This is a genomic window from Bradyrhizobium sp. CCBAU 11361 (genome assembly GCF_028128935.1).
GTDB lineage: Bacteria > Pseudomonadota > Alphaproteobacteria > Rhizobiales > Xanthobacteraceae > Bradyrhizobium > Bradyrhizobium niftali.
The window spans coordinates 180,680-204,316 of sequence record NZ_LBJZ01000197.1; the positions used below are offsets into that span (position 1 = coordinate 180,680).

General features: G+C 64.4%; 27 protein-coding genes. 13 read left to right on the forward strand and 14 right to left on the reverse strand.

The features are described 5' to 3' along the window. The first annotated feature begins 3 nt into the window (after window positions 1–3). Genes XI08_RS38975 through XI08_RS38990 form a run of 4 tightly spaced genes read left to right on the forward strand, consistent with a single transcriptional unit; the run spans window position 4 to window position 3,622 of the window. Window positions 4–1,782: a cbb3-type cytochrome c oxidase subunit I gene (locus XI08_RS38975; protein WP_027544506.1), complete on the forward strand. Its 1,779-nt coding sequence runs from the start codon at window positions 4–6 to the stop codon at window positions 1,780–1,782. Then, complete coding sequence (locus tag XI08_RS38980; RefSeq protein WP_271578496.1) at window positions 1,779–2,483, forward strand: cytochrome c oxidase subunit 3; 705 nt, start codon at window positions 1,779–1,781, stop codon at window positions 2,481–2,483. The genes XI08_RS38975 and XI08_RS38980 overlap by 4 nt, the downstream gene beginning before the upstream one ends. A 14-nt stretch (window positions 2,484–2,497) precedes the next feature. Further along, the gene (locus XI08_RS38985; RefSeq protein ID WP_027544508.1) at window positions 2,498–3,220 is read left to right on the forward strand and encodes a heme-copper oxidase subunit III family protein; all 723 of its coding nucleotides are present in this window, start codon (window positions 2,498–2,500) and stop codon (window positions 3,218–3,220) included. Between the two features lie 9 nt (window positions 3,221–3,229). After that, window positions 3,230–3,622 carry a cytochrome C oxidase subunit IV family protein gene (locus XI08_RS38990; protein WP_027544509.1) on the forward strand — a complete coding sequence of 131 codons (393 nt, stop codon included), beginning with the start codon at window positions 3,230–3,232 and terminating at the stop codon, window positions 3,620–3,622. A 26-nt stretch (window positions 3,623–3,648) separates the two neighbouring features. On the opposite strand, the gene XI08_RS38995 is transcribed toward XI08_RS38990, so the two are convergent. From XI08_RS38995 to XI08_RS39005, 3 genes are all read right to left on the reverse strand, one after another. Then, window positions 3,649–5,406: an NAD+ synthase gene (locus tag XI08_RS38995; RefSeq protein WP_271578497.1), complete on the reverse strand. Its 1,758-nt coding sequence runs from the start codon at window positions 5,404–5,406 to the stop codon at window positions 3,649–3,651. A 105-nt stretch (window positions 5,407–5,511) separates the two neighbouring features. After that, the gene (locus XI08_RS39000; protein ID WP_027544511.1) at window positions 5,512–5,865 is read right to left on the reverse strand and encodes a diacylglycerol kinase; all 354 of its coding nucleotides are present in this window, start codon (window positions 5,863–5,865) and stop codon (window positions 5,512–5,514) included. 4 nt (window positions 5,866–5,869) lie between these two features. After that, window positions 5,870–7,258 (reverse strand): class II 3-deoxy-7-phosphoheptulonate synthase, encoded by a 1,389-nt coding sequence (locus XI08_RS39005; RefSeq protein ID WP_135173953.1) that lies wholly within the window; start codon window positions 7,256–7,258, stop codon window positions 5,870–5,872. 181 nt (window positions 7,259–7,439) lie between these two features. Here XI08_RS39005 and XI08_RS39010 point away from each other — a divergent pair, with 181 nt between their 5' ends. Next, entirely contained in the window at window positions 7,440–8,336 is an 897-nt protein-coding gene (locus tag XI08_RS39010; protein WP_271578498.1) for an alpha/beta hydrolase family protein, read from the forward strand. 185 nt (window positions 8,337–8,521) lie between these two features. Here the strand turns inward: XI08_RS39010 and XI08_RS39015 are convergent, their stop codons facing one another. Then, window positions 8,522–8,785: a hypothetical protein gene (locus tag XI08_RS39015; RefSeq protein WP_271578499.1), complete on the reverse strand. Its 264-nt coding sequence runs from the start codon at window positions 8,783–8,785 to the stop codon at window positions 8,522–8,524. Between the two features lie 200 nt (window positions 8,786–8,985). Next, window positions 8,986–10,470, reverse strand: coding sequence for an aldehyde dehydrogenase family protein (locus tag XI08_RS39020; RefSeq protein WP_271578618.1), 1,485 nt, complete (start codon window positions 10,468–10,470; stop codon window positions 8,986–8,988). Between the two features lie 114 nt (window positions 10,471–10,584). On the opposite strand from XI08_RS39020, the gene XI08_RS39025 reads away from it, so the two are divergent. Together XI08_RS39025 and XI08_RS39030 are read left to right on the forward strand one after the other, a co-directional pair. Continuing rightward, window positions 10,585–11,667 carry a substrate-binding domain-containing protein gene (locus XI08_RS39025; protein ID WP_271578500.1) on the forward strand — a complete coding sequence of 361 codons (1,083 nt, stop codon included), beginning with the start codon at window positions 10,585–10,587 and terminating at the stop codon, window positions 11,665–11,667. A 76-nt stretch (window positions 11,668–11,743) separates the two neighbouring features. Continuing rightward, window positions 11,744–12,118 (forward strand): winged helix-turn-helix domain-containing protein, encoded by a 375-nt coding sequence (locus tag XI08_RS39030; RefSeq protein ID WP_271578501.1) that lies wholly within the window; start codon window positions 11,744–11,746, stop codon window positions 12,116–12,118. 6 nt (window positions 12,119–12,124) lie between these two features. Here the strand turns inward: XI08_RS39030 and XI08_RS39035 are convergent, their stop codons facing one another. Together XI08_RS39035 and XI08_RS39040 are read right to left on the reverse strand one after the other, a co-directional pair. Beyond that, window positions 12,125–12,502, reverse strand: a complete 378-nt coding sequence (locus tag XI08_RS39035; protein WP_271578502.1) for a hypothetical protein — start codon at window positions 12,500–12,502, stop codon at window positions 12,125–12,127. A gap of 214 nt (window positions 12,503–12,716) precedes the next feature. Beyond that, window positions 12,717–13,295, reverse strand: coding sequence for a hypothetical protein (locus XI08_RS39040; RefSeq protein ID WP_271578503.1), 579 nt, complete (start codon window positions 13,293–13,295; stop codon window positions 12,717–12,719). A 162-nt stretch (window positions 13,296–13,457) separates the two neighbouring features. Here XI08_RS39040 and XI08_RS39045 point away from each other — a divergent pair, with 162 nt between their 5' ends. Together XI08_RS39045 and XI08_RS39050 are read left to right on the forward strand one after the other, a co-directional pair. Next, window positions 13,458–14,396: a LysR family transcriptional regulator gene (locus XI08_RS39045; protein WP_271578504.1), complete on the forward strand. Its 939-nt coding sequence runs from the start codon at window positions 13,458–13,460 to the stop codon at window positions 14,394–14,396. A gap of 173 nt (window positions 14,397–14,569) precedes the next feature. Continuing rightward, the gene (locus XI08_RS39050; RefSeq protein ID WP_271578505.1) at window positions 14,570–15,538 is read left to right on the forward strand and encodes an AraC family transcriptional regulator; all 969 of its coding nucleotides are present in this window, start codon (window positions 14,570–14,572) and stop codon (window positions 15,536–15,538) included. A gap of 31 nt (window positions 15,539–15,569) precedes the next feature. Here XI08_RS39050 and XI08_RS39055 read toward each other — a convergent pair whose 3' ends face one another. The 5 genes from XI08_RS39055 to XI08_RS39075 all read right to left on the reverse strand — a co-directional run bounded on the left by XI08_RS39055 (window position 15,570) and on the right by XI08_RS39075 (window position 18,597). Beyond that, window positions 15,570–16,154, reverse strand: a complete 585-nt coding sequence (locus XI08_RS39055) for a TIGR00645 family protein (RefSeq protein WP_027544523.1) — start codon at window positions 16,152–16,154, stop codon at window positions 15,570–15,572. Between the two features lie 34 nt (window positions 16,155–16,188). After that, entirely contained in the window at window positions 16,189–16,824 is a 636-nt protein-coding gene (locus XI08_RS39060) for a TerC family protein (RefSeq protein ID WP_027544524.1), read from the reverse strand. Next, window positions 16,821–17,183: a hypothetical protein gene (locus XI08_RS39065; RefSeq protein ID WP_271578506.1), complete on the reverse strand. Its 363-nt coding sequence runs from the start codon at window positions 17,181–17,183 to the stop codon at window positions 16,821–16,823. Before XI08_RS39065 ends, XI08_RS39060 begins: the two co-directional genes overlap by 4 nt. 2 nt (window positions 17,184–17,185) lie before the next feature. Continuing rightward, window positions 17,186–17,647 (reverse strand): tellurite resistance TerB family protein, encoded by a 462-nt coding sequence (locus tag XI08_RS39070; protein ID WP_271578507.1) that lies wholly within the window; start codon window positions 17,645–17,647, stop codon window positions 17,186–17,188. Window positions 17,648–18,216: 569 nt separating this feature from the next. Next, window positions 18,217–18,597 (reverse strand): nuclear transport factor 2 family protein, encoded by a 381-nt coding sequence (locus XI08_RS39075; protein WP_271578508.1) that lies wholly within the window; start codon window positions 18,595–18,597, stop codon window positions 18,217–18,219. Window positions 18,598–18,870: 273 nt separating this feature from the next. Between XI08_RS39075 and XI08_RS39080 the strand changes: the two genes are divergently transcribed. The 3 genes from XI08_RS39080 (at window position 18,871) to XI08_RS39090 (ending at window position 21,221) form a co-directional block, all read left to right on the forward strand. After that, entirely contained in the window at window positions 18,871–19,698 is an 828-nt protein-coding gene (locus tag XI08_RS39080) for a class II glutamine amidotransferase (RefSeq protein WP_027544528.1), read from the forward strand. Between the two features lie 20 nt (window positions 19,699–19,718). Further along, the gene (locus tag XI08_RS39085) at window positions 19,719–20,948 is read left to right on the forward strand and encodes a carboxylate-amine ligase (RefSeq protein ID WP_271578509.1); all 1,230 of its coding nucleotides are present in this window, start codon (window positions 19,719–19,721) and stop codon (window positions 20,946–20,948) included. 87 nt (window positions 20,949–21,035) lie between these two features. Further along, the gene (locus tag XI08_RS39090; RefSeq protein WP_135173972.1) at window positions 21,036–21,221 is read left to right on the forward strand and encodes a hypothetical protein; all 186 of its coding nucleotides are present in this window, start codon (window positions 21,036–21,038) and stop codon (window positions 21,219–21,221) included. Here the strand turns inward: XI08_RS39090 and XI08_RS39095 are convergent. Further along, window positions 21,206–21,409, reverse strand: coding sequence for a hypothetical protein (locus tag XI08_RS39095; protein WP_027544531.1), 204 nt, complete (start codon window positions 21,407–21,409; stop codon window positions 21,206–21,208). The two genes, XI08_RS39090 and XI08_RS39095, sit on opposite strands and share 16 nt — an antisense overlap. Before the next feature lie 403 nt (window positions 21,410–21,812). Here XI08_RS39095 and XI08_RS39100 point away from each other — a divergent pair, with 403 nt between their 5' ends. Next, complete coding sequence (locus tag XI08_RS39100; RefSeq protein ID WP_271578510.1) at window positions 21,813–22,952, forward strand: hypothetical protein; 1,140 nt, start codon at window positions 21,813–21,815, stop codon at window positions 22,950–22,952. Between the two features lie 132 nt (window positions 22,953–23,084). On the opposite strand, the gene XI08_RS39105 is transcribed toward XI08_RS39100, so the two are convergent. Beyond that, window positions 23,085–23,534: a hypothetical protein gene (locus XI08_RS39105; RefSeq protein ID WP_271578511.1), complete on the reverse strand. Its 450-nt coding sequence runs from the start codon at window positions 23,532–23,534 to the stop codon at window positions 23,085–23,087. Window positions 23,535–23,637 lie beyond the last annotated feature (103 nt).

Here is a 23,637-nt window from a genome sequence, read left to right on the forward strand (position 1 = left end):
TCTATGGTCGATATTCCATATGAAGGGATCACCGGCATCCCGCCTGCCGAAGTACCTGAGGTCGAGCTCTATCATCCAAGGAGCTGGTGGACACGGTATGTCTTCTCCCAGGACGCCAAGGTAATCGCCATTCAGTATTCGCTGACGGCCTCGGCCATCGGGCTGGTGGCCCTGGTGCTGTCGTGGCTGATGCGGCTGCAACTGGGATTCCCCGGCACCTTCTCTTTCATCGATGCCAACCAGTACCTCCAGTTCATCACCATGCACGGCATGATCATGGTGATCTATCTGCTCACCGCATTGTTCCTGGGCGGCTTCGGCAACTACCTGATCCCGCTGATGGTCGGCGCCCGGGACATGGTCTTCCCCTATGTGAACATGCTGAGCTACTGGGTCTACCTGCTCGCAGTCCTGGTGCTGGCCTCGACATTCTTCGTGCCCGGCGGCCCCACCGGCGCCGGCTGGACGCTGTACCCGCCGCAAGCCATCCTCTCCGGAACGCCCGGCCAGGATTGGGGCATCATTCTCATGATGTCGTCCCTGATCCTGTTCATCATCGGCTTCACCATGGGCGGGCTGAACTACGTGGTCACCGTGCTCCAGGCGCGCACCCGCGGCATGACGTTGATGCGCCTGCCCCTGACGGTGTGGGGCATTTTCACGGCGACCGTCATGGCGTTGCTGGCATTCCCTGCACTCTTCGTTGCCTCGGTCATGCTGCTGCTCGACCGTCTGCTTGGAACCAGCTTCTTCATGCCCTCCCTCGTCGAGATGGGACAGCTGTCGAAATATGGCGGCGGCAGCCCGCTGCTGTTCCAGCACCTGTTCTGGTTCTTCGGCCACCCCGAGGTCTACATCGTCGCCCTGCCCGCCTTCGGCATCGTCTCCGATCTGATCAGCACGCATGCGCGCAAGAACATCTTCGGTTATCGCATGATGGTCTGGGCCATTGTGGGGATTGGTGCGCTCAGCTTCGTCGTGTGGGCGCACCACATGTATGTGAGCGGCATGTTCCCGCAATTCGGGTACTTCTTCGCCACCACGACGCTCATCATCGCCATCCCCACCGCGATCAAGGTCTATAACTGGGTGCTGACCCTGTGGCGCGGCGACATTCATCTCAGGGTGCCGATGCTGTTCGCCCTCGGCTTCATCATCACCTTCGTGAATGGCGGCCTCACCGGCCTCTTCCTCGGCAACGTCGTCGTGGACGTGCCGCTTTCGGATACCATGTTCGTGGTCGCGCATTTCCACATGGTGATGGGCGTGGCACCGATCATGGTCGTGCTCGGCGCGATCTATCATTGGTACCCCAAGGTCACGGGACGGATGCTGAACGACGTCCTCGGCAAGTTTCACTTCTGGGTCACCTTCCTCGGCGCCTACCTGATCTTCTTCCCCATGCACTATCTTGGACTGCTCGGGGTTCCGCGCCGGTATTTCGAACTCGGCGACGCGGCGTTCATTCCGCCCTCGGCCCATTCACTGAACGCCTTCATCTCCGTGGTGGCCCTGACCGTCGGCTTCAGCCAGATGGTGTTCCTGTTCAATCTGGCCTGGAGCCTGTTCAAGGGTGAGGCCTCAGGCGGCAATCCGTGGCGGGCGACGACGCTGGAGTGGCAGACGCCGGAGACGCCCCCAGGGCACGGCAACTGGGGCAAGGAGCTCCCGATCGTGTACCGCTGGGCCTATGACTACAGTGTGCCTGGCGCCGCGGAGGACTTCATTCCGCAGAACCAGCCGCCACGCGCGACGCAGCTCGTTCAGGGAGCTGCTTCGTGAGCGCCATCATCCTGTTCCTGGCTGTGCTTGCGATGATCGCCGGATGGTGGCTGTCGCAGCAGCGGCTGACGGCCAAGCCCTGGCTGGAGGAAGGCACGGTCGGTGACTTCCCCGGCGGCGATAGCATGACCTGGCCGGCAGCGAAGGTCGGACTTGGCGTGTTTCTCGCCGTCGCGAGCGCATTGTTCGTCCTGTTCATCAGCGCCTATTCGATGCGCATGAGCGTGGTGGACTGGCGGCCGCTGCCGGTACCGCGGCTGCTGTGGGTCAACACGGGCGTCCTGGTCCTGAGCAGTGTCGCGCTGCAATGGTCGTACGTGGCTGCCGGGCGACACGATACCGAGAGCGTCATGGTCGGTCTGCTCGTTGGCGGAGCATCTGCCGTGATCTTCCTCGCCGGACAGCTCCTGGCCTGGCAGCGGCTCGGGGCTGCCGGATATTTCGTGGCGTCCAATCCGGCGAATTCCTTCTTCTACCTGTTGACCGCGGTGCACGGGCTGCATCTGACGGGCGGTCTGGTGGCCTTGGGCCGAACCTCAGCCAGGATGTGGCGTGGCGCCGAGATCGCCGAGATGCGATTGAGCGTGGAACTGTGTGCCATCTACTGGCACTTCCTGCTGCTGGTCTGGCTTGTCCTGCTCGGTCTTCTCACGGGCTGGACCGATAATTTCGTCGACATCTGCCGCCAATTGCTGAGCTAGGGAGGCGAGACCAGATGGCTGAGACCGTGCTGACAAATTCGGACCAATCGACTGCGCGGCTTGAAGGCTGGCGTGGCATCGCCGCCGACTGGGCGTCCGATCAGCGCGCCTTCAAGAACGTGTCCTGGGGCAAGGCCATGATGTGGATCTTCCTCCTCAGCGACACCTTCATCTTCAGTTGCTTCCTGCTCTCCTACATGACGGCGCGCATGTCGACGACCGTGCCGTGGCCCAATCCCAGCGAAGTCTTCGCCCTCAATATCGGGGGCAAGCACATCCCCCTGATCCTGATCGCCATCATGACCTTCGTCCTGATCAGCAGCAGCGGAACAATGGCGATGGCGGTCAATTTCGGCTACCGCAGGGATCGCGTGAGAACCGCAATCCTGATGCTGGTCACGGCAGCATTTGGCGCAACATTCGTCGGAATGCAGGCGTTCGAATGGACCAAGCTGATCATGGAGGGCGTTCGACCCTGGGGCAATCCATGGGGCGCGGCGCAGTTTGGCTCAAGCTTTTTCATGATCACGGGTTTCCACGGCACCCACGTGACGATCGGCGTGATCTTCCTGATCGCGATCGCGCGAAAGGTCTGGCGGGGAGACTTCGACGTCGAGAGACGCGGCTTTTTCACAAGCCGCAAGGGCTATTACGAGATCGTCGAGATCACCGGGCTGTACTGGCACTTCGTCGACCTCGTGTGGGTGTTCATCTTTGCATTCTTCTACCTTTGGTGAGGTCGGCGCATGACAAACGCGGCAATACACATGGAAGGACAGCTCCACGCTCCCGCGTCTGGCGCAGTCGCAACGGGAGCCGCTCACGCCAAGGGCCAACAGCACCCGATCAAGCTCTACCTCGTGGTCTGGGGCTGGTTGTTCGTCCTCAGCACGTGCTCCTACCTCGTCGACTATTTTGGCCTGCACGGCTATCTGAGGTGGTCGCTGATCCTGCTGTTCATGGTGTTGAAGGCCGGACTGATCGTCGCCGTCTTCATGCACATGGCCTGGGAGCGGCTGGCCTTGGCCTATGCCATCCTGCTGCCGCCGATCGCGGTATTGGTATTTGTGTCGATCATGGTGCTCGAATCCGAATACACGCACTTGCTTCGGGTGCTGTTCTTCGCAACCCCGTCATAGGGCCCGCTGTCGCTCAAGACTGGAGCTCAGCCTTCGAACGCGTCGATCGACGCCTTGCTCCCGCGCGAGACCAGCGTCTCGTCCGGGGCGGGCAGCGGCTCGCCCCTGTCGCGAAAGCGGTTGGTGATGGGATAGCGGCGATCGCGGCCGAAATTCTTAGCTGTCACCTTCACGCCGGGCGCCGCCTGGCGGCGCTTGTATTCGGCGACGTTCAGCAGATGGTCGATGCGGGTGACCGTCTCGCGGTCGAAGCCGGCGGCGATGATCCGATCCAGCGGCTCCTCGCGCTCGACCAGGCGCTCGAGGATGGCGTCGAGCACGTCGTAAGGCGGCAATGAATCCTGGTCGGTCTGGTTCTCGCGCAGCTCCGCCGTCGGCGGACGCGTGATGATATCAGGCGGAATGACCTCACCGGAGGGCCCGAGCGCGCCTTCAGGCTTCCAGCTGTTTCGCAGCGCCGCCAACCGGAACACCTGCGTCTTGTAGATGTCCTTGATCGGATTGAAGCCGCCGTTCATGTCGCCATAGAGCGTGGCGTAGCCGACCGACATTTCTGACTTGTTGCCTGTTGTCACCACCATCAGCCCGGTCTTGTTGGAGATCGCCATCAGCAACGTGCCGCGGGTGCGGGCCTGAAGGTTTTCCTCGGTGATATCAGGCGGCAGATTCTTGAAGATGCCGGACAAGATGGTCTCGAAGCCGGTCACGGCTTCCGCGATCGGCAGCACCTCGTAGCGGATGCCGAGATGGCCGGCGAGTTCGCCGGCGTCCGCGATCGAGCTTGCCGCAGTGTAGCGATAGGGCAGCATCACGCCATGCACCTGGTCGGCGCCGAGCGCGTCGACGGCGATTGCCGCACACAGCGCGGAATCGATGCCGCCGGAAATGCCGAGCAGCACGCCGGGAAAGCCGTTCTTGGCGACGTAGTCGCGAAGGCCCAGCACGCAGGCCGCGTAGTCGGCGTGGTCGCCTTCCGGCTGCGCGGCGATCGGCCCGGTGCAGCGCCAATCGTCGCCGTTACGAGTGAAGCGCAACGTGGTGATGCTTTCCTCGAACGCCGGCAATTGGGCCGCGAGCGAGAGATCGCTGTTGAGTGCGAACGAGGCGCCGTCGAACACCAGCTCGTCCTGGCCGCCGACCTGGTTGAGATAGACCAGCGGCAGGCCGCTCTCGGTGACGCGCGCGACCGCGACCGACAGGCGCACGTCGTTCTTGTCGCGGGCATAGGGCGAGCCGTTCGGCACCAGGATGATCTCGGCGCCGGTCTCGGCCAGCGTCTCGACCACGTTCTCGTAGTCCTCGGACTCCTCCAGCCAGATGTCCTCGCAGATCGGCACGCCGATGCGCACTCCGCGCACGGTCATCGGCCCCGCGGCGGGCCCGCGCGCAAACAGCCGCTTCTCGTCGAACACGCCGTAATTCGGCAGATTGCACTTGAAACGCAGGCCAGCGATGCAGCCGCCCTCGAGCAGCGCGCAGGCATTGTAGAGCCTGCCGTCCTCGACCCAGGGCGTGCCGACAAGCATCGCCGGCCCGCCATCGGTGGTCTCACGCGCAAGGCTTTCGATCGCGGCCCGGCAGGCGGCCTGGAAGGCCGGCTTCTGCACCAGGTCCTCCGGCGGATAGCCGGCGATGAACAGTTCCGGAAACAGCACGAGATCGGCGCCATCGGCGGCGGCTTGCGCGCGCGCCGCCCGTGCCCTGGCGGCATTGCCCTCGACGTCGCCCATGGTCGGGTTGAGCTGGGCCAGCGTGACCGCGAATGCGTTGAGACGTTGGGTCATGGCCGCCCCTGTCCGATCCAATGGCTAGAGCATGATCCGGAAAAGTGTGGAGCGGTTTTCCGAGAAGATCATCCTCAAACAACAACCTAAGGCGCGATGAGCGCTTTAGACGAAACCCAAGCGCTCGACGATGGCAAAGATCCAGAACGCACCGGCCATCAGCAGCGCGACGCCGACGGCCGCCGAGCCCATGTCCTTGACCTGCCCGATCTGCTTGTCGTGATCGAGCGTCAGGCGGTCGGCGAGCTTTTCCACCGCGGTGTTGAGCAGCTCGACCACCAGCACGAACGCGACAGCACAGACCAGCTCGACCGCGCGCATCGCGGTCGCGCCGATGAACCAGGCCAGCGGCAGCGACAGCAGGAGCGCAAAGATCTCCTCGCGGACGGCCTGCTCCGATCGAAGTGCAAAGGCCAGACCGTTACGGGAGTTGATCGTGGCCTTCCAGATCCGCAGCAAGGTCTTAGAGCCCCGCGGCGGCCGGCATCGGCTTGGCCTTGCCGGCGCGCTCCTGCTTGAGCAGCTCGGCGACCAGGAAAGCCATGTCGATGGATTGCTCGGCATTGAGGCGGGGATCGCAGACCGTGTGATAGCGGTCGTTGAGATCCTCGTCCGTGATCGCGCGGGCGCCGCCGAGGCATTCGGTGACGTCCTGGCCGGTCATCTCCAGATGCACGCCACCGGCATGGGTGCCTTCGGCGGCGTGGATCGCAAAGAACGACTTCACCTCGGACAGGACGCGGTCGAACGGCCGCGTCTTGTAGCCCGACGTCGAGGTGATGGTGTTGCCGTGCATGGGATCGCACGACCAGACCACCACCCTGCCCTCGCGCTTCACGGCGCGGATCATGCCCGGCAGGTGCTCGCCGACCTTGTCGGAGCCGAACCGGCCGATCAGCGTCAGCCGGCCGGGCTCGTTGTCGGGGTTGAGCACGTCGATCAGCTTCAGCAGTTCGTCGGGCTTCAGCGACGGGCCGCACTTCAGCCCGATCGGGTTCTTGATGCCGCGGAAATATTCGATATGGCCGTGATCGAGCTGGCGGGTGCGGTCGCCGATCCAGATCATGTGGCCCGAGGTCGCGTACCAGTCGCCGGTGGTGGAATCGACGCGGGTCATGGCCTGCTCGTAGCCGAGCAGCAGCGCCTCGTGGCTGGTGTAGAAATCGGTCGCGCGCAGCTCCGGATGGCTCTCGAGATCGAGGCCGCAGGCGCGCATGAAGTTGAGCGCGTCCGAGATGCGGTCGGCGAGCTCCTTGTAGCGACGGGACTGCGGCGAGTCCTTGAGGAAGCCGAGCATCCATTGATGCACGCTGCCGAGATTGGCGAAGCCGCCGGTCGCAAACGCGCGCAGCAGGTTCAGCGTCGCGGCCGACTGGCGATAGGCCATCAACTGGCGCTGCGGATCCGGCACGCGCGCTTCCTTGGTGAAGGCGATGTCGTTGACGATGTCGCCGCGATAGCTCGGCAGCTCGACGCCGTTGATCTTTTCGGTCGGCGAGGAGCGCGGCTTGGCGAACTGGCCGGCGATGCGGCCGACCTTCACCACCGGCACGGCGCCGGCATAGGTCAGTACCACCGCCATCTGGAGCAGCACGCGGAAGAAGTCGCGGATGTTGTTGGCGCCGTGCTCGGCAAAGCTCTCGGCGCAGTCGCCGCCCTGGAGCAGGAAGGCTTCGCCCGCCGCAACCCGCCCCAAGGCCTTCTTCAGATTGCGCGCCTCGCCCGCGAACACCAGCGGCGGAAAGGTCGCAAGCTGCGCCTCGACGTCGGCCAAGGCCTTGGCGTCGGGATAATCGGGCACCTGCAGCACCGGCTTGCTGCGCCAGGACTCGGGCGTCCACCGCTCGGACATCGCAATCTCTCCGTGAGGCAAAAAGCACAACCTGATCTGTGGGTTGCGAGGGCCGCCTTATACACAGGCTGGCAAAGGACCGCCAGTTGTAAATCCATTTCGTACTGCAAACCCTTGCAGGGAAAGCCAAATTCGCATTTGCTTGGGAGCGGCAAGGAAACTGACAGGACACCGGCTGCCCATGGACGCGGCGCGCGACGACGTTTTCATCGACGAGATCAGCTTCCCGGCGACCGACGGGTATGCGCTGAGCGGCACCCTGTTCCTGCCGCGCGCCACCAAGCGTCATGCCGTCCTGATCAACTCGGCCACCGCCGTCCCGCGAAAGATCTATCGCGGCTTTGCCTCCTATCTCGCCCATCGCGGCTGCGCGGTGCTGACCTACGACTATCGCGGCATCGGCGACTCCCGGCTGCCGGCGATGGTCGGCTACAACCAGCCGAAATCGCTGGTCGGCTTCAAGGCCTCGATGTCGGACTGGGCCGCGCTCGACGTCACCGCCGCGGTGAGCTGGATGCGCGAGCGCTACAATACCCTGCCGCTCACCTATATCGGCCACTCCTTCGGCGGCCAGGCCCTCGGGCTGATCGCGAACAACACCGACATCTCGCGCGCCGCGTTCGTCGCCTCGCAGGCGGCGACCTGGCGGTTGATGACTTCGCCGGAGAAATACCGCGTCCTCGCCTTCATGAACCTCATTGGCGTGCCGCTCGCCCACGCGCTCGGCTACGCCCCGGGCTGGGCCGGCATTGGCGAGGATTTGCCCAAGGGCGTGTTCCTGCAATGGGCCGACTGGGTCTCGAGCCCGCGCTGTCTCTTCGATTCAAAGCTGCCCGCGCTGGAGAACTTCGCCAAATTCAAGGGCGAGCTGCGCGCGCTGTGCTTCTCCGACGATCCCTGGGCGACGCGCCCCGCGGTCGAGCTGCTCGCTGGCGGGTTCACGGCGATCAAGCCCGAGGTGCTGACGGTGACGCCGTCCGACGTCGGCGCCAAGGCGATCGGCCATTTCGGCTTCTTCCGCCCCGAGCACCGCGACACGCTGTGGCGCGGCGTGGCGGAATGGGTCCAGGGCGAGTGAGAGGTATCGCGTTGGCCGCAACCTCAGTGTCGTCCCGGCGAAGGCCGGGACCCATAACCACCGAATTTAGTTTGGCGAAGATTGGTCGTTCGGTACTTCTACCTCACGCAATCGATGGATTCCGCGGTATGGGTCCCGGCCTTCGCCGGGACGACGCATGGATGTGCTTACGTGAGCCGTTCGAATTAGCGAATGATCGTCGTCAGCGACGAGTAGCGCCTGTTCGGCTTGGCTTCGCCCGGCGCGAACTGCGCGAAGGCATCGCTGACGCGCACCGCCGGCGGCGTATCGCCGGCGAAGCGGAATTCCTTTGGCCGCGGCGCGTAGAAGCTGGCGCTGTAATAGGCGTCGTCGAAGCGCGCCTCGCCGACCCCGAACAATGCGTCGCAGACGATCAGGAGTGCGTAGACTCCCGCGACCGCGGCGACGATCTCCTTGAGAATTGACATGCTGATGCCCTGCCCTGTTGCGGGCAGGATGCGCGTTGGTTCCAAAGCTCCGGTTTAAGGCGCCGTGGTTCCTGTTCGCAGGGTTTGCCGCCGCTGAGCGGAATGCAGACAATTTTATCGATCTCGAAAAGAGAGCCCGCCTGACCGGACGATCAGGCGGGCTCCAGGCTTGGCCGCTCGGGAGGTATCAGACGGCCAAATCAGACGGCTAAGTTCATCCATACCGCCTTCGGCTCGGTGAAATTGTCGAGCGCGGCGGTGCCGTGCTCGCGGCCGAGGCCGGAGTCGCGTTCGCCGCCCCAGGGTAGGCGCACGTCGGTGTAGCCATAGGTGTTCATCCAGACCGTGCCGGCGCGGGCCCGCTTGGCAAAACGCTGGAGCTTGCCGATGTCGCGGCTCCAGACGCCGGCCGCGAGGCTGTAGGCGGTGCCGTTGGCGATCCGCAAAGCATCGGCCTCATCCCTGAACTTGATGACGCTGACGACGGGGCCGAAGATTTCCTCCTGCGAGATCCGCATCTCGTGTTCGACATTGGCGAACACCGCGGGGCTGATAAAGTAGCCGCCCTCGCCGACCCGCGTCCCGCCGGTGACGAGGCTCGCCCCCTCCTGCCGGCCGATATCGACATAGTCGAGGATCGACTTCATCTGCTTCTCGGAGATGACGGGACCCAGCGCCGTCTTGCGATCGAGCGTATCGCCCATCTTCAGCGATTTTGCGCGCGCAGCGAGGCGCTCCACGACCTCATCATAAGCCCTCTCCTGCACCAACACGCGGGAGCCGGCCGAGCAGACCTGGCCGGCGTTGAAGAAGATGCCGGAGGCAGCGGCTTTCGAGGCTGCTTCGAGATCGGCATCGTCGAAGATGACATTGGCCGATTTGCCGCCGAGTTCGAGCGAGACGCGTTTGAAGTTGCCGGCCGCGCCTTTCATGATTCCGCGACCCACACCCGGCGAGCCGGTGAAGGTGACCTTGTCGAGATCGGGGTGATTGACCAGCGCGTCGCCGACGACGCGGCCGGGGCCCGTGACGACGTTGAAGACGCCCGCCGGCAGACCGGCCTGAAGCGCGAGTTCGGCGATGCGCAGCGCCGACAGCGAGGTCAGCTCGGCCGGCTTCATCACGATGGTGCAGCCGCAGGCCAGCGCCGGCGCGAGCTTCCACATGCCGATCATCAACGGGAAATTCCACGGCACGATCGCCGCCACCACGCCGACCGGCTCGCGCACGGTGTAGGTCAGGGCATCGTCACGCACGGGCACGACGTCACCGCTGATCTTGTCGGCCCAGCCGGCGTAGTAGATCAGCGTGTCGAGGGCCGCCGGAAAGTCCTGGCGCATCGTCGCGGAGATCGGCTTGCCGGCATCGATCGACTCGAGCTCGATGATTTCTTCGGCGTTTGCCTTGAGCAGATCGGCCCAGCGCAGCAGGATCTGGCCGCGCTCGGAGGCGCGCATCGTGCGCCAGGGGCCCTCGAATGCCCGCCGCGCCGCCGCCACTGCATGCTCGACATCGGCCTCGCCGCCTTCGGCGACGGTGGCGATGACCTGCCCGGTCGCGGGATTGAGGGATTTGAAGGTGCGGCCGGAGCTTGCGGGGACGCGGCGGCCATCGATGAGCAGATGCTGCGGCCGGGCCATGAACTCGCTGGCTGGCGAATGCGCAAAGTCATATGCAACTGACATCATATTTCCTCCTGTTCTGGTATGCCAGATTAGGACAGAGATTGCCGCGGTAAATATGATATCGTGTGCCTATGGCACACCTTACATATGCACTCCACTTCATAAGGTTATTCCATGCTCCAGATCGAGATCGAGGCAGTTTGGCGGTTTCGCCAGGAGGGCAGTCCGCGCACGGCGGTGGTCATGCTCGGCGTGCTCAACGAAATCCGGAAGACCGGAAAGATCACGAGCGCGGCCGCCGACGCGCATCTCTCCTACCGGCACGTCTGGAATTTGATCGAGCAATGGTCGGAGTTCTTCGGCACGCCGCTGGTCGAGACCCAGCGCGGCAAGGGCTCCAGGCTCACGCCATTCGGCGAGCGGCTGGTATGGGCCGGCGAGCGCATGCAGGCACGGCTCGGGCCGCAGCTGGAAAACCTGGCACAGGAGCTGGCAAGCGAGATCAAGCCGTTCCTCGAGCAGCGCCCATCGGTGATCCGCGTGCACGCCAGCCACGGCTTTGCGGTGGCAAAGCTGCGCGAATTCCTCGACCGCGAGCCCGGCATCGGTGTCGACCTGCGCTATGTCAGCAACCAGCATTCGCTGGTCTCGCTGGCGCAGGGCGCCTGCGATCTCTCCGGCCTGCATCTGCCGCACGGCGCGCTGCGGGCGCAAGGCATCAAGGCCGCGCGCGAATGGCTCGATCCCCGCGAGGACCGCGTCATCAGCTTCGTCACGCGCGAGATGGGGCTGATGGTCGCGCGGGGCAATCCGCTTGGCATCGAAACGATCGAGGACCTGACCAGGCCAAAGGTCCGCTTCGTCAACCGCGACCATGATTCCGGCACGCGCCTGCTGTTCGACCAGTTGCTGGCCGCACACCGCATCGACGAAAGCCGCATCAACGGCGCGCAGCAGATCGAGTTCACCCACGCCGCCGTCGCCGCCTATGTCGCGAGCGGCATGGCGGATGCGAGCTTCGGCGTCGAGGCGGCCGCCCGGCATTTCGGCCTCGATTTCATTCGCATCGTGACCGAGGATTATTTCTTCGTCTGCAAGCGCGCCTTCCTCGACACCGAGCCGATGCAGCGCATCCTCGACATCATGCGCAGCGCCGATTTTCGTGCCGCTGTCGCCAGCCTGCCCGGCTACGTGCCGTCGGAAACGGGCACCGTGACCGGCGTGAAGGCGTTTCTGGAGATGCACGCCGTGCGCTGATTCGATACGGCGCCCTCACCTTGTCCGCGGCAGGCAAGAGTGGCAATCTGCCTTCATTGTCCCTCGAGACCCGAACATGTCGCGCGCGAGCGCCAAATCGCTTCCCCAATTGAGCCTTCGCATCGATCTCGACGGCGAGGATCGGATCGGGCCCGGCAAGATCGAGCTTCTGGAGCAGATCCGCGAGCAAGGCTCGATCTCGGCGGCCGGCCGCGCCATGGACATGTCTTACAAGCGCGCTTGGGATCTCGTCGACGAAATCAATCGCATCTGCGGACATGCCGTGGTCGAGCCGCAGGCCGGCGGCAAGAACGGCGGCGGCGCGATGCTGACTCCATTCGGCGAGAAACTTGTTGCCCGCTACCGCAAGATCGAGCGCGACGCCGCGCGCGCGGTGCACAAGGAACTGGAAGCGCTCAGGAGCGATATCGGCCGTTCCCGCAAGTCGTGAGCGCGGCTAGTTCGGCCGCACCGACGTGTCGGGCATCGGCTGCGTCAGGGCCTCGCCGAGCAGGCTCTGCTCGGCCTTCGGGATCGAGAAACGGACCTTGAACCCGTCCTCGGTCTGAAGCGTGATGATGCGCTGGGTCGTGTCGGTCGATTGTTCCAGCACCCAGGATGCCAGCGGATAGGCATAGCGCAGGCTCTGGTCGCCGTAGCGGGCCTTCAGTGCCGTCTCCAGCAATCCCGGCAGCGTCATGATCAGGGCGCCGACCTGGTTGAGCGAGACGCTGACGGCGGCGGTATTGCCCGTCACGTCCTCGAAGCCCAGCGAGATCGCACCGCCATCGGCTGCCACCTCGCAGGTCGTGAGCTGCCTCACCTTGATTTCCATCATCGGTCCCGGAACGCATCTCACTATATCCGTCACGATATATCGATGAGTCCACCCGCGTCCAGCCTACTTTTCTGGAATTGATCGAACCGGCCGCCATGGCCTGGCCGGCGGAAGCGTGATATATGGTTGAATATAACGAGGCTCGAAGAGTGACTACAATCTTCTCATCGACGACAAGATGGTGCCCGGGTTCTCAAATAGGCACGTCCGCTCAGATCGCCGGCTCGTCCTTGAGCGCCGCCACCACCTGCTCGCCGCGATCGGTCAGGCGATAGGTCACCAGCGGACGGCTCGACGGCGGCTTGCGGTCGATCTCGACGATGTAGCCGCGCACCATCAGCGCTTCGAAACTGCCGTAGTAGCCGAACATGCTGATCTGGTTCTGCTTGAGCAGCTTGAACTCGCGCAGGAGACGGATCTCGTTGCCCGAGAGCAGCGAGCGACGGACGCGCTGCACGAACCGCGCGCGCTGCTCGAACCACGCCTGGTCGGGCAGTTCGTGCAAGGCCGGCGCCGGATCGCGCTCGCAGGGGCGCGCCTCGGTCGCGACATCGACCATGACCTCAGGAAGGCACGGCATGCTGCCGACCACCGCGTCCTTGGCGACATCGAGCAATGCGATCGGCCAGCGCCGCTTGTTGTCCACCATGACCGGCGGCGGCACGACGTTGTCGCGCACCAACTGCTCGAAACGGCCGGCGGTGACGCCGACATAGGCGGCCGCCCGGCGGCGATCGACCAGACGGGTGTCCGGCCCGTGCTCCAGCTCGCAAGCGATGTTCTCGTTCACCCCGAAATCCCCTGGCGCGTCGTTGCGCAGGCCCGGCGGCCCCCATTGGGGCCTGGCCGAGCCGGCGGCGAACCTAGGGGGGACCAGCGCTCTCGAAAAGCAGAGAATTTCGTACATGTTGATGCCGTTTCGGCAACGGCTATAGTCCGTGCCGGGGGACCCATGCGATTTCACTCACCGGCCATCCAGTATTTCCACGCCGTCCGCCGCACCGGCTCGATCCGGGCCGCGGCACGCGTCCTGAACGTCGCCTCCTCGGCGGTCAGCCGCCAGATTCTCAAGCTAGAGCAAGAGGTTGGATCACCGCTATTCGAGCGCAATGCGCGCGGGCTGACGCTGACGACGGTCGGCGAGATGCTGGCCCGGCATGTCATGAACGTGCTCCAGGACCTCGACCGCTTCCGCTCGGACGTCGCGTCCCTGTCGGGCACCTGGCGCGGCACCGTCAGCATCGCCTGCATCGAGTCGCTGACGGAATCGGTGCTGCCGGACCTGATCGCCTCACATCGCGGCCGCGCCCGCCGCGTCAGCTTCACCACCGAGGTGAAGGGATCGTCGGACGTGCTGGAGGCCCTCAGCCGCGGCGAGGCCGACATCGGCATCGCCATGGCGCTCCGCCATCCGCCGGACTTGCGGCAGGTCGCCTTGAAGCGGTTTCGCCTCGGCGCGGTGGTGTCGCGCGAGCATCCGCTGGCGCGCCGCAAGACGGTGACGCTGGAGCAATGCCTCGCCTTCCCCGTCATCAATGCGCTGCCGGAGCTGTCGATCTATCATCTGCTCCAGCCGCTGATCGCACAGCTCTCCGAGACCCCGGAGCCGGCGATCCAGGCCAATTCGATCGACCTGATGCGCGAGCTCGCCGCACGCGGCGTCGGCGTCGCCTTCCAGACCCAGCTCGGCATCGGCCGGCTGTCGCGCGACAGCCAGCTCGTCTTCCTGCCGCTCGACAACGCCGGCAGCCCGGTCTGGTCCGACCTCGGCATCTATGTTCGCGCCGAGCGCACCCTGCCCGCCTTCATCGAATCCTTTCTCCAGGAGCTGGTGCGCGAGCTGGGCGAGCGCGAGCGGCGCGAGAACGCGGCCTATCCGCAGACGTCGTGACGTCGCGGCGCCGCCGCCAAGCCGGCGCAGCGTGGATGCGACCACGCGACCCGTGGTCTTGCGGACTTGCCTGAAGCAAGGTTGCTCCGGCAGCATTCCCGGCCGATGTCGCGCCCGCGAGATCGAGGACGCGCCGGCACACGCCGAACGCCTGAGGTCACTGGGATCCCGAGATGCCGGTACGTTGGCTCAAGCCGTCGCGAGTCCTGAGCATCGAGCGCTACAGCGACTTCGAATCCTTTCGTCCGAGCGAGGTTTTGGGCGGCGGCATCAGCACGCCGCTCGAGCCGCGCGAGGTCTCGCTGCACCGCGCCATCCTGCCGCTCCAGGATGGTCTGTTCGTGCTGCAGCGGACCTTCGCCCGGCGCCTTCAGGCCAACATCGGCACCGATCACGGCGTCGGCCTCGTCATCCCGCTCGCCTCCCACTCGATCGCGAACGGGCGCGAGATCGACAATTCGATGATCGGAATCGTGCGCGGCAAGGTGCCCACCGAGGCGGTCGAGCATCACGCCAACACCTATCTGATGCTGCGCTTCAACTCCGACATGCGCCATCGCGGCTGGGCGGACTACGACACCGGGCTCGAATTCACGCGCCTCAACGCCGACACGATGGCGCGCGTGCGCGCGGCCATTCTCGACATGTTCTGCCTGGCCTCGCGCTGCAACGATCCCAGGCAATTCGAAGCCATCGACCGGCCGATCCAGGAAAGGCTTCTCGCGGGGCTCGATGCCGCCCTTGCCCCCATTGACGCTCGACATCTCCGGCGCGGGTCGTACGACAAGCATTGCAAGCTGGTCGCACGGCTGGACGAGGCGGCCACGCTGTCCGGCGGCATCCCGCTGTACAGCGGCGACCTCGCAAATGCGCTCGGCGTCTCCGTCCGCACGCTCCAGAGCGCGACACAGGCCGTGCATGGCGTCAGCCTGCATTACTATCTCAGGCTGAAGCGGCTGTGGTCGACCCGCGCGCAGCTCATCACCGGAGGTGACGGAATGACGGTGAAGGCCGCGGCGCTCGCGAACGGCTTCTGGCACATGGGCGAATTCTCGAAACTCTACAAGGCGACGTTCGGCGAGATGCCGTCCGGGACGCTGGCGCAGGCCCGTGATTTCAAGGACGAGAGCCCGTACCTCTGAGACAGCTTCGGTCAAACGCGCTGCGCCGCGCTCAGCCGTGCCCCACTTCCTTGCGGTGACCGCTCTCGCTGAGGCGATCGACCCAGGCGATGCCGATCGCCGAGATGATGAAGGTCAGGTGGATCAAGACCTGCCACATCACGCCGGTCTCGGTGAAATTGCTGCGCGTGGTGCCGAGATTTCCTGCCTCGATGAAGGTCCGCAGCAGCGAGATCGAGGAGATGCCGATGATCGCCATCGCAAGCTTGATCTTGAGCACGCTGGCGTTGACATGACTGAGCCATTCCGGCTCGTCGGGATGGCCGCTCAGGTTCAGCCGCGAGACGAAGGTCTCGTAGCCGCCGACGATCACCATCACCAGCAGGTTCGAGATCATGACGACGTCGATCAGTCCGAGCACGACCAGCATGATCTGCTGCTCGCTGGCGTCGAACGAGTGGAGGACCAGGTGCCAGAGCTCCTTGAGGAACAGCAGCACGTAGACGCCCTGTGCGATGATGAGGCCGACATAGAGCGGCACCTGCAGCCAGCGCGAGCCGAAGATCAGCTGGGCGACCAGGCCGATCGCCGGCGGCGGCACGGGCGCCGCCGAAGCTGCCTTGGGTTCAGACGTCATGGATCACTCCGGATTGCAGGCAGGAATCGTCGCCTCAGAGACTCGCGATGACGGGCGCGAGCTCGAGCGAGCCGCGATAGATCATCTCGAAGGCAACGTAGACGATGATGGCGAGACCGACATAGGCGATCCAGCGCTGCTTCTGCAACACCCGGCCGAGCAGATCGGCGGCGACGCCCATCATCGCGACCGACAGCAACAGTCCGAACGCGAGGATGTAGGGATGCTCACGCGCCGCGCCCGCGACCGCGAGCACGTTGTCGAGCGACATCGAGACGTCGGCGGCGACGATCTGCAAGGCGGCCTGGCCGAAGGTCTTTCGCGGCGCCGATGCCGCGCTTCCGCCGCCATGGCTGAACGCAAGCGCGCTGCCGTGCCCGGCCTGCTCGCGCAATTCGCGCCACATCTTCCAGCACACCCAGAGCAGCAGCACGCCGCCGGCGAGCAGGAGGCCGATCACCTGCAAGAGCTGGGTCGCGATGCCGGCAAAGACGATGCGCAAGACCGTGGCCGCGACGATACCGACGACGATGGCGCGCCGGCGCTGCCCGGCCGGCAGGCCGGCAGCGGCAAGGCCGATGACGACGGCGTTGTCGCCGGCGAGCACGAGGTCGATCAGGACAACCTGGAGCAGCGCCGACAGCGCGTCGGCGGTGATGAACTCAGTCATGATTGATCAATTTTCGGTGCGGACGGTTCGAACCATTGCGGCTTGCGGCGTTCGATCCAGTCGAACACCTTCGAGCGGGCGGAGCGCAGCGCAGGCACGTCTTCGGCGAGCAATGCGAGACCGAGCGGCAGCATCCAGACGCCGAGCACCGGCAGGAAGGAGAACACGCCGCCGACGATGAGCAGCGCGCCGGAGGGGATCCTCACCCAGCGGCTGGACGGCTTGAGCAGATAGGTGACGGTGTCGCCCATGCGGGGCGGCAGACGATGGACGAGCCTGTCGAGGCGCGGATCACCGCCGGCTATCTGGCCGGTGGTGCCCGCGGTTCCGGTCGTATGCTCGTCCGATGTCGCGCTCATGCTCACTCCTTTGGGAGGGTGCCTGCCGCACCCGGTCCGACCTGCTTGGCGCGCGGCAATACCAACGTCAGCAGCCGCAGCAGCTTGATCGCCTGCACCTCATGGGGATGCACGTCCTCGTCCGCGGCCGCAACGCGCTCCGACAGCTCCATCAGATGGGACGAGAGCGGCATGTTCGAGACCGGCCGCAGCGTGTCGATCACCACATTGGCAAAGTCCGGCTCCTCCAAACGTTCCGCCAGCTCGTCGAACATCGCGAACAATCGGTCGTCGCCGATATGCGGCGCCAAACCGCGATCCCTGATGAAGCGGATCACCTCGTCGCGCTCGACCGGCGAGACACGCCGGTCGGCGACCGCGACAAGCGCGCCGGCGATGATCAGCGCCGCCGCAGCCTGCTCATTGAGGCTGGACGGTTCGGCAATCTCAAGTGCGATCGGGTTGGAGTTTTTGGCGTCAGACATCGATGCTCCTCAACGTTGCGAGATGGCCGCGCGGAGCTGCGATGGGGACGATTGGGCCGGAGGGAAACAGAGAAGGCCCGACGATCGGCCGATCCATCGCATTCGCGCGGGACAGGTCATCCGACATCGCGAGGTTGGCCGACATTCGTCGGCGGCCTCGCCAGAGGGGCCCGGATTCTTGTTCTGCTCACAGATAAAGATGGGCCTGTCGGAATCAAGGCGAGGCGACTGCGACCAGCCGCCGCATCGGTTCCATGGTGCCGGATTTGGTTAAGCAGCTTTGCTGATTGTCTCATGTCCCGGACGCGCTGCAACGCCTTCAGCGTTGCGGCGCAGAGCCGGGACCCAGACAGCCACGCATTCGCCGCTGCATGGGCCCCGGCTCCGCAGCGCACCGCTGAAGAAGCGCTGCGCTGCGTCCGGGGCACGGGAGCCTCGTTTGGGCACGCAACTACGTCAACGCCGTCATTGCGAGCGCAGCGAAGCAATCCAGAATCCCTCCGCGGAAAGACTCTGGATTGCTTCGCTGCGCTCGCAATGACGGAGTGTCGGCGACAGCGTCGCCCCCTTCAATTCACCCGCTCGACAAGATGCGCGCGCGAGGGTGACGGATCGAACCGGTCGCCGAAATATTGCGTTTCGTGTGCCACCAGTCCGTCGCGGAATTCCATGATGCTCACGACGTAGGACGGCACGCCGTCATATGTCAGCACGAATTCGCTCACCCAGAGATCGCCGCCGCCGATGATCCGCCGGACCGTGAAGCGCTTGCTATTCGGCTGCACGAAACGGCTCTCCTGAATGTTCCGGCGGCCATGGATGCGCTCGCCCGACTGCGGGTAGTCGAGCACGGCATCCTCGCGATAGATGTCGTGCTCGGCCTCAAAATCGTTCGCGTCCGACGCATCCCAATGGCTCCGGAGCGCCGCCAATCTGGCTCGATCATCCATCTCGGTCTCCGATCCTGAATGAAACTGTCCGACGCCCTCATCTGATGATGCAGAACTCCGGCGGCAAGGCTCCCCTCGCAACGTCTAACAACGTCCAACGAGCTAACAATTCGATTTGGATGCAGATTGGCGTGCGCACAGGTCTCAGCACATTTGCGACAGATGGAGGTCGGCGGCGGCGTCCTGATTCGCATGTAGGGGTGATGGGAACCATCCTGCCATCAGGCTTGTTGGTGCACCTCACGACGCATCCACTGCCCGACTGGAACCTGCATGTGCCGCTGGATCGCATACCGGGGCGAGACCACCTCGTTCGAACCTTACGTCACCGAGCCCGAGCATTCGCTGATCGCGCAAAGCATCCGCTCGCTCCAGTCCACCGCGGGCTCGAATGGCGACGGGTTCGGGCTCGGCTGGTATGGCGAGCATCCGGAGCCGGGCCTCTACCGTGAAACGCGCCCCGCCTGGTCGGATGAAAACTTGCGCTACCTCTGCCGTCATCTGCGCTCGCACCTCTTCTTCGCCCATGTGCGCGCCGCCACCGGCACGGCGGTGACGCGGCAGAATTGTCATCCCTTCGCCTGCGGTCAGTGGATGTTCATGCACAACGGATTCGTCGGCAGCTGGAACCGGCTGCGGCGCAAGGTCGAGGCGCTGATCCCGGATGCCTATTATCCGTCGCGATTGGGGACGACCGACTCCGAAGCCGTGTTCCTCGCCATCATGGGCGCCGGCCTCGACAACGACCCGCTTCGAGCAACGCAAGCCGTACTGCAATCGCTTGTCGGTCTCGTCAACGAAGGCCAGCTTCGCGAGCGGTTGCGCTTCACCAGCGCGATCGCCAACGGCAGGGATCTCTATGCGTTTCGCGTTGCGGTCAACGATGCCGCCAACACGCTCTATTTCCGTGAGGCCGGTGGCCAGGTCATCGTCGTGTCCGAGCCGTTCGACAAGGAATCGGACTGGACGGAGGTGCCGCCGAATCACGCCCTGATCGCGCGCGCGTCCGAAAGTGCGAAAATTGTTCCGTTCAACCTTGCAATTTCCAGCGGGTCCGACGCGGAACCCGCCCCCGCCAGGAGGATTATTGTCCGCAGGTAATGCCTTCGCCGGGTGGCACGATGACATTTACTTCGGACGTTTTGAAATTGCTGCGTCTCGATTCCTCCGACGACAAGCAGCACCTCGTCATTCGCTCGGCCGGCGGTCGCGGCAAGGCCGCAGAATATTCATTCGGCATCGAGGAGGAATATTTCCTCGCCGATCGGCGCAGCCTGGAGGTTGCGATCCAGACTCCCAACGAGCTGTTCGAGTCCGCGAACTGGTCGACCGGCGGCCAGGCCATGCGGGAGATGCTGCAATCCCAGCTCGAGGTCGCCACCAACGTTCATGTCGACGTCAACGACGCGCGCGAGGAGCTCCGCTTTCTCCGCCGCGAAGTCGCCAACGTTGCCGCCCAGTACGGCTTCGTGATCATGGCCTGCGGCACGCATCCGACCGCCGTCTGGCGCATGTCACAACCGAGCCCGAAGCCGCGCTACGAGGAGATGATCGAGGATCTGCGCAGCATCGGCCACCGCAACATGATGTGCGGCATGCATGTGCACGTCCAGCTGCCCGATCCCGAGAAGCGCATGGCGGTGATGCGCGCGATGCTGCCGCATCTGCCGCTGTTCATCGCGCTGTCGGCGTCCTCCCCGTTCTGGAACTCGCACAAGACGGGCCTGAAGGGCTACCGCCTGGCGGCCTATTCCGAGCTGCCGCGCACCGGCCTGCCCGAACTGTTCGAGAGCAGGTATGATTACGACGAGTATGTCGGCGCCTTGCAGCGCTCCGGCGTGATCCCCGACGAGAGTCACATCTGGTGGGCGATGCGCCCTTCCATGAAGCATCCGACCCTCGAGCTTCGCGCGCCCGACACCTGCACCTTCGTCGACGACGCCGTTGCCATTGCCTCGCTCTATCGCTGCCTGACGCGGCGTCTGTATCGGCGGCCCCATCTGTCGAGAGAGGTCACGGTTGTCGAGCGCGCGATCGCGGTCGAGAACAAATGGCGCGCCCAGCGCTACGGCACCGATTGCATCTTTGCCTCGAAGGACGGGCCGGTCACCATCTCGGAACTGCTCTCCCGCCTGATCGACGGCATCGCCGAGGACGCGGATGCGTTGAATTGCGCGTCCGAGGTCGAGCATTGCCGCACCATCGTGGAACGCGGCAGCTCGGCGGAATTCCAGCTTCGCGCCTACCGTGAAAGCGGCAACGACATCGCGGCCGTGTCACAATGGATTGCTACATCGACGATATCAGGGACGAGCGCTCCGGCGGGACGCACCGCTTCTGCATCGGCATAGCCTCCGCGCAAGCCTTGGGAACGATAACGGCATTCCGGAATTTGCCGTGTCTTGTACAGAGTCCTGTACAGTGTCTTGGAGAAACGCATGACCGACATCACCTGTTGCGCCGGCTGTGGCCGCGGCCTGGTGCCCATCCTGTCCGAGAAGGGCGCGACAGAATCAAGCTGCTTCTGGTGCGAAGGTGTCGATGCGCGAACCATGGAAATGGCGAAGTGGGCGGACAGCCCCTCCGGCAAGCCCGAGCGCAGCGCGCTTCAGTCGTTCGAATGAGCGGCTTCGGACGTCTTACGGAATTCCTGTGCCTCGGTGCTGCAATGCCTTCCGGCTTGCAGGATCACCATGCTGAGCAGGTGAGCCAGGAATGAAAGTCCGGCCGTATGCGCGATCTCGCGCAGCTCGGTGCAGATCTCCGCAATGTAGCGGGCGGCCTCCTGCGGCCTTGCGTAGCCGTCTTGCATGGAAACTCCCGGGTTAGCGCCGGACGAGAACTGCTGTCTCGGTTCAAAAAGGCAACCTAGGACGCCTAATCCCGCCGAGCCGAATGCGTTCCGCGGTTGCACGCGGGAGCAGCCATGCCCTGCACGCTGCCCGTCAGGGCTTGCCGACAAATTAGACAATCTGGGTCACCTTCGCGAGATCGCGAGGTTCGGCAGGACGGTCGGTCAATCGCGCGCAACGCGCGGTCTAACCTTCGGCGGAACCACTGGATTTTCTGCTGTCCGGTCTCGCTATCCGGAGCCGCGGGGGCCGCTTGCTGCCCCGCAACCGAACTGGCCCAAAATTCGCAGAGCCACATCAGGCCCAAGTCCCCGCCCTCGCCACCAGGGCAGCCGGGACGAGCGGATCAGATCGGAGAATGCCATGAACGTGCATGCTGCGGGCGATCTCAAATTCACCGGCCTCACCCGTCCGAATGGCACGCCCCTTCGCCTGAACGATCAGGACTTCGTTGCGATCGACCGCGACAAGAATGCGAAGTTTGAGGCGACCTACCGGCCGCAAGCCCTCTACAATCGCGCCAACGAGGGCTTTCACGCCAACAACGAAACCTTCCTGCTGCACGAAGTCGCGACCAATCTGCCGATCTACCGCCCGGACACCGGCCCCACCGATTTCCATCTTCATCTTCCGCCCGGCGGCTTTCAGCTCGTGCTGGTCACCTCGGGCGCATTCACCTTCGACTACGATGGGCGCTTCTACAGTGTCGGCCCCGGCGCGGTGATGCTGCAAAGCGCGATCGTGCACCGCCAGCTCTTCTACACCTGGTCGGGCCTGTCGACCGAAGAGAATTTGAAGACACCGCAGACGGTGGTGCCCGATCCGATCTCGATGGGCTATTCGGGCAAATTCCTCGAAGCCTTCATCACCGATCCCACCACCTTTCCGAACCCGACCATCGTCGGTCCGAGCCAGATCAACGAGGCCGAGACGCCACGCGTGGCCTGGAGCCATCCTCTGCATGATCGTCCCGCCGATGCAGGCTTCTGGCTTCAGGACCCGCTGGCGCTGGATGCGCTGTTCAAGCCGCTCACCGACGGCTCGGTCAAATCGGCCATGCCGGTCCATGTTCGCGATATCGGCATCGAGGTGCCGAGCGGGCATCTCGTCACCGGCCACATCATCGCAACCGACCCGCCCGGCCAGTCGCTGCTGCCGAAGAGCACGTCGGCGGCGGTGGACGGCACCTCGTTCGCCAAGGGCGAGGTCGTGATCTATCGCGTCATCCGCGGCACGGCCGAATTCAAGACCAAGTCCGGCGAGACGTTTGAACTGTCTGCCGGCGACGTGGTGACGGCCGGCAAGAGCTCGATCATCCTCATTGGCGTCGGTGAGAACACCCAGGTCCTCCGGCTCGGCCTGCTCAAGGGCATGAACGACCTTCGCAGCTGGACCCCGACGCAGCGCGACGAGATCGACGGCCTCGCCGGTCAAATCATCACGCACAAGGACGTCCGTCCCCTGCGCACCGAAGGCAAGCCGGTCGGGTATCTATACGCGTAGCGCACAAAAAACGGCCCGCCGGAGCGGGCCGTCGAGATCTCATTTAGCGCAATGATCGACCGTTGAGCCCAAGCGGTTGCGCGTCTCAATCATGACAAATGCCCTTGGGGTGCATCGGGAGGGTCGAAGGGATCAGGCTTGCGCGCCTCGCGGCGAAGGTCGCGAGACCGGCCGCGTCACGCCGTCGAGCCAATCCTGCGTGTCCGCGAGAGCGAGCCAGGCATCGCCCATGCGCCTGAACTGCTGGCGCGCTGTGTCGTCGGAAGCAGTGCCTTCGAGGGTGAGGCAATGTCCGGCGTTCTCGCGAAGATGCTCGGACCGGCTCGCTTCGAGATCCGTGCTGCTCGCAGGATCTGCAGAGGACTGCCAGGCGTTCCGGCACACCGGGCACCGCCACTGATTGATGAGTTTCCCGGTGGGCAAATAGGTCGAGTGCACGGGAACCATGACGAGCCGCCCGCAGGCGGTACAGCCGTCCGTTCTTTGCGACGGCGGCGATTGGCCGTCGTCCTGAATCACCTTCGGGCTCCAGTGACGTTCGAACTTGCGGCAAAGGTGCAGAGGATAAAGCAAGACGTTCATTGCGCGCCTCCTGTTTGTGGCGGGAGCGCGGCAGCGTCTCTCTGTCACCGGCGCCTGTGGTGTCTGTGCAAGCGATATCCTGAATATGGTGCCTCACCCGACA

Excerpts from the sequence above, each read along its gene's own strand:
- XI08_RS39065 (WP_271578506.1), bottom strand. The coding sequence starts at position 17,183 with ATGAGCGCGACATCGGACGAGCATACGACCGGAACCGCGGGCACCACC.
- XI08_RS39070 (WP_271578507.1), bottom strand. The coding sequence starts at position 17,647 with ATGTCTGACGCCAAAAACTCCAACCCGATCGCACTTGAGATTGCCGAA.
- XI08_RS38990 (WP_027544509.1), top strand. The coding sequence starts at position 3,230 with ATGACAAACGCGGCAATACACATGGAAGGACAGCTCCACGCTCCCGCG.
- XI08_RS39050 (WP_271578505.1), top strand. The coding sequence starts at position 14,570 with ATGCCGGTACGTTGGCTCAAGCCGTCGCGAGTCCTGAGCATCGAGCGC.
- XI08_RS38975 (WP_027544506.1), top strand. The coding sequence starts at position 4 with ATGGTCGATATTCCATATGAAGGGATCACCGGCATCCCGCCTGCCGAA.
- XI08_RS39045 (WP_271578504.1), top strand. The coding sequence starts at position 13,458 with ATGCGATTTCACTCACCGGCCATCCAGTATTTCCACGCCGTCCGCCGC.
- XI08_RS39060 (WP_027544524.1), bottom strand. The coding sequence starts at position 16,824 with ATGACTGAGTTCATCACCGCCGACGCGCTGTCGGCGCTGCTCCAGGTT.
- XI08_RS39090 (WP_135173972.1), top strand. The coding sequence starts at position 21,036 with ATGACCGACATCACCTGTTGCGCCGGCTGTGGCCGCGGCCTGGTGCCC.
- XI08_RS39075 (WP_271578508.1), bottom strand. The coding sequence starts at position 18,597 with ATGGATGATCGAGCCAGATTGGCGGCGCTCCGGAGCCATTGGGATGCG.
- XI08_RS39080 (WP_027544528.1), top strand. The coding sequence starts at position 18,871 with ATGTGCCGCTGGATCGCATACCGGGGCGAGACCACCTCGTTCGAACCT.
- XI08_RS39105 (WP_271578511.1), bottom strand. The coding sequence starts at position 23,534 with ATGAACGTCTTGCTTTATCCTCTGCACCTTTGCCGCAAGTTCGAACGT.
- XI08_RS39100 (WP_271578510.1), top strand. The coding sequence starts at position 21,813 with ATGAACGTGCATGCTGCGGGCGATCTCAAATTCACCGGCCTCACCCGT.
- XI08_RS39005 (WP_135173953.1), bottom strand. The coding sequence starts at position 7,258 with ATGTCCGAGCGGTGGACGCCCGAGTCCTGGCGCAGCAAGCCGGTGCTG.
- XI08_RS39020 (WP_271578618.1), bottom strand. The coding sequence starts at position 10,470 with ATGTCAGTTGCATATGACTTTGCGCATTCGCCAGCCAGCGAGTTCATG.
- XI08_RS39030 (WP_271578501.1), top strand. The coding sequence starts at position 11,744 with ATGTCGCGCGCGAGCGCCAAATCGCTTCCCCAATTGAGCCTTCGCATC.
- XI08_RS38995 (WP_271578497.1), bottom strand. The coding sequence starts at position 5,406 with ATGACCCAACGTCTCAACGCATTCGCGGTCACGCTGGCCCAGCTCAAC.
- XI08_RS39085 (WP_271578509.1), top strand. The coding sequence starts at position 19,719 with ATGACATTTACTTCGGACGTTTTGAAATTGCTGCGTCTCGATTCCTCC.
- XI08_RS39025 (WP_271578500.1), top strand. The coding sequence starts at position 10,585 with ATGCTCCAGATCGAGATCGAGGCAGTTTGGCGGTTTCGCCAGGAGGGC.
- XI08_RS39010 (WP_271578498.1), top strand. The coding sequence starts at position 7,440 with ATGGACGCGGCGCGCGACGACGTTTTCATCGACGAGATCAGCTTCCCG.
- XI08_RS38985 (WP_027544508.1), top strand. The coding sequence starts at position 2,498 with ATGGCTGAGACCGTGCTGACAAATTCGGACCAATCGACTGCGCGGCTT.
- XI08_RS39095 (WP_027544531.1), bottom strand. The coding sequence starts at position 21,409 with ATGCAAGACGGCTACGCAAGGCCGCAGGAGGCCGCCCGCTACATTGCG.
- XI08_RS39015 (WP_271578499.1), bottom strand. The coding sequence starts at position 8,785 with ATGTCAATTCTCAAGGAGATCGTCGCCGCGGTCGCGGGAGTCTACGCA.
- XI08_RS39035 (WP_271578502.1), bottom strand. The coding sequence starts at position 12,502 with ATGGAAATCAAGGTGAGGCAGCTCACGACCTGCGAGGTGGCAGCCGAT.
- XI08_RS39055 (WP_027544523.1), bottom strand. The coding sequence starts at position 16,154 with ATGACGTCTGAACCCAAGGCAGCTTCGGCGGCGCCCGTGCCGCCGCCG.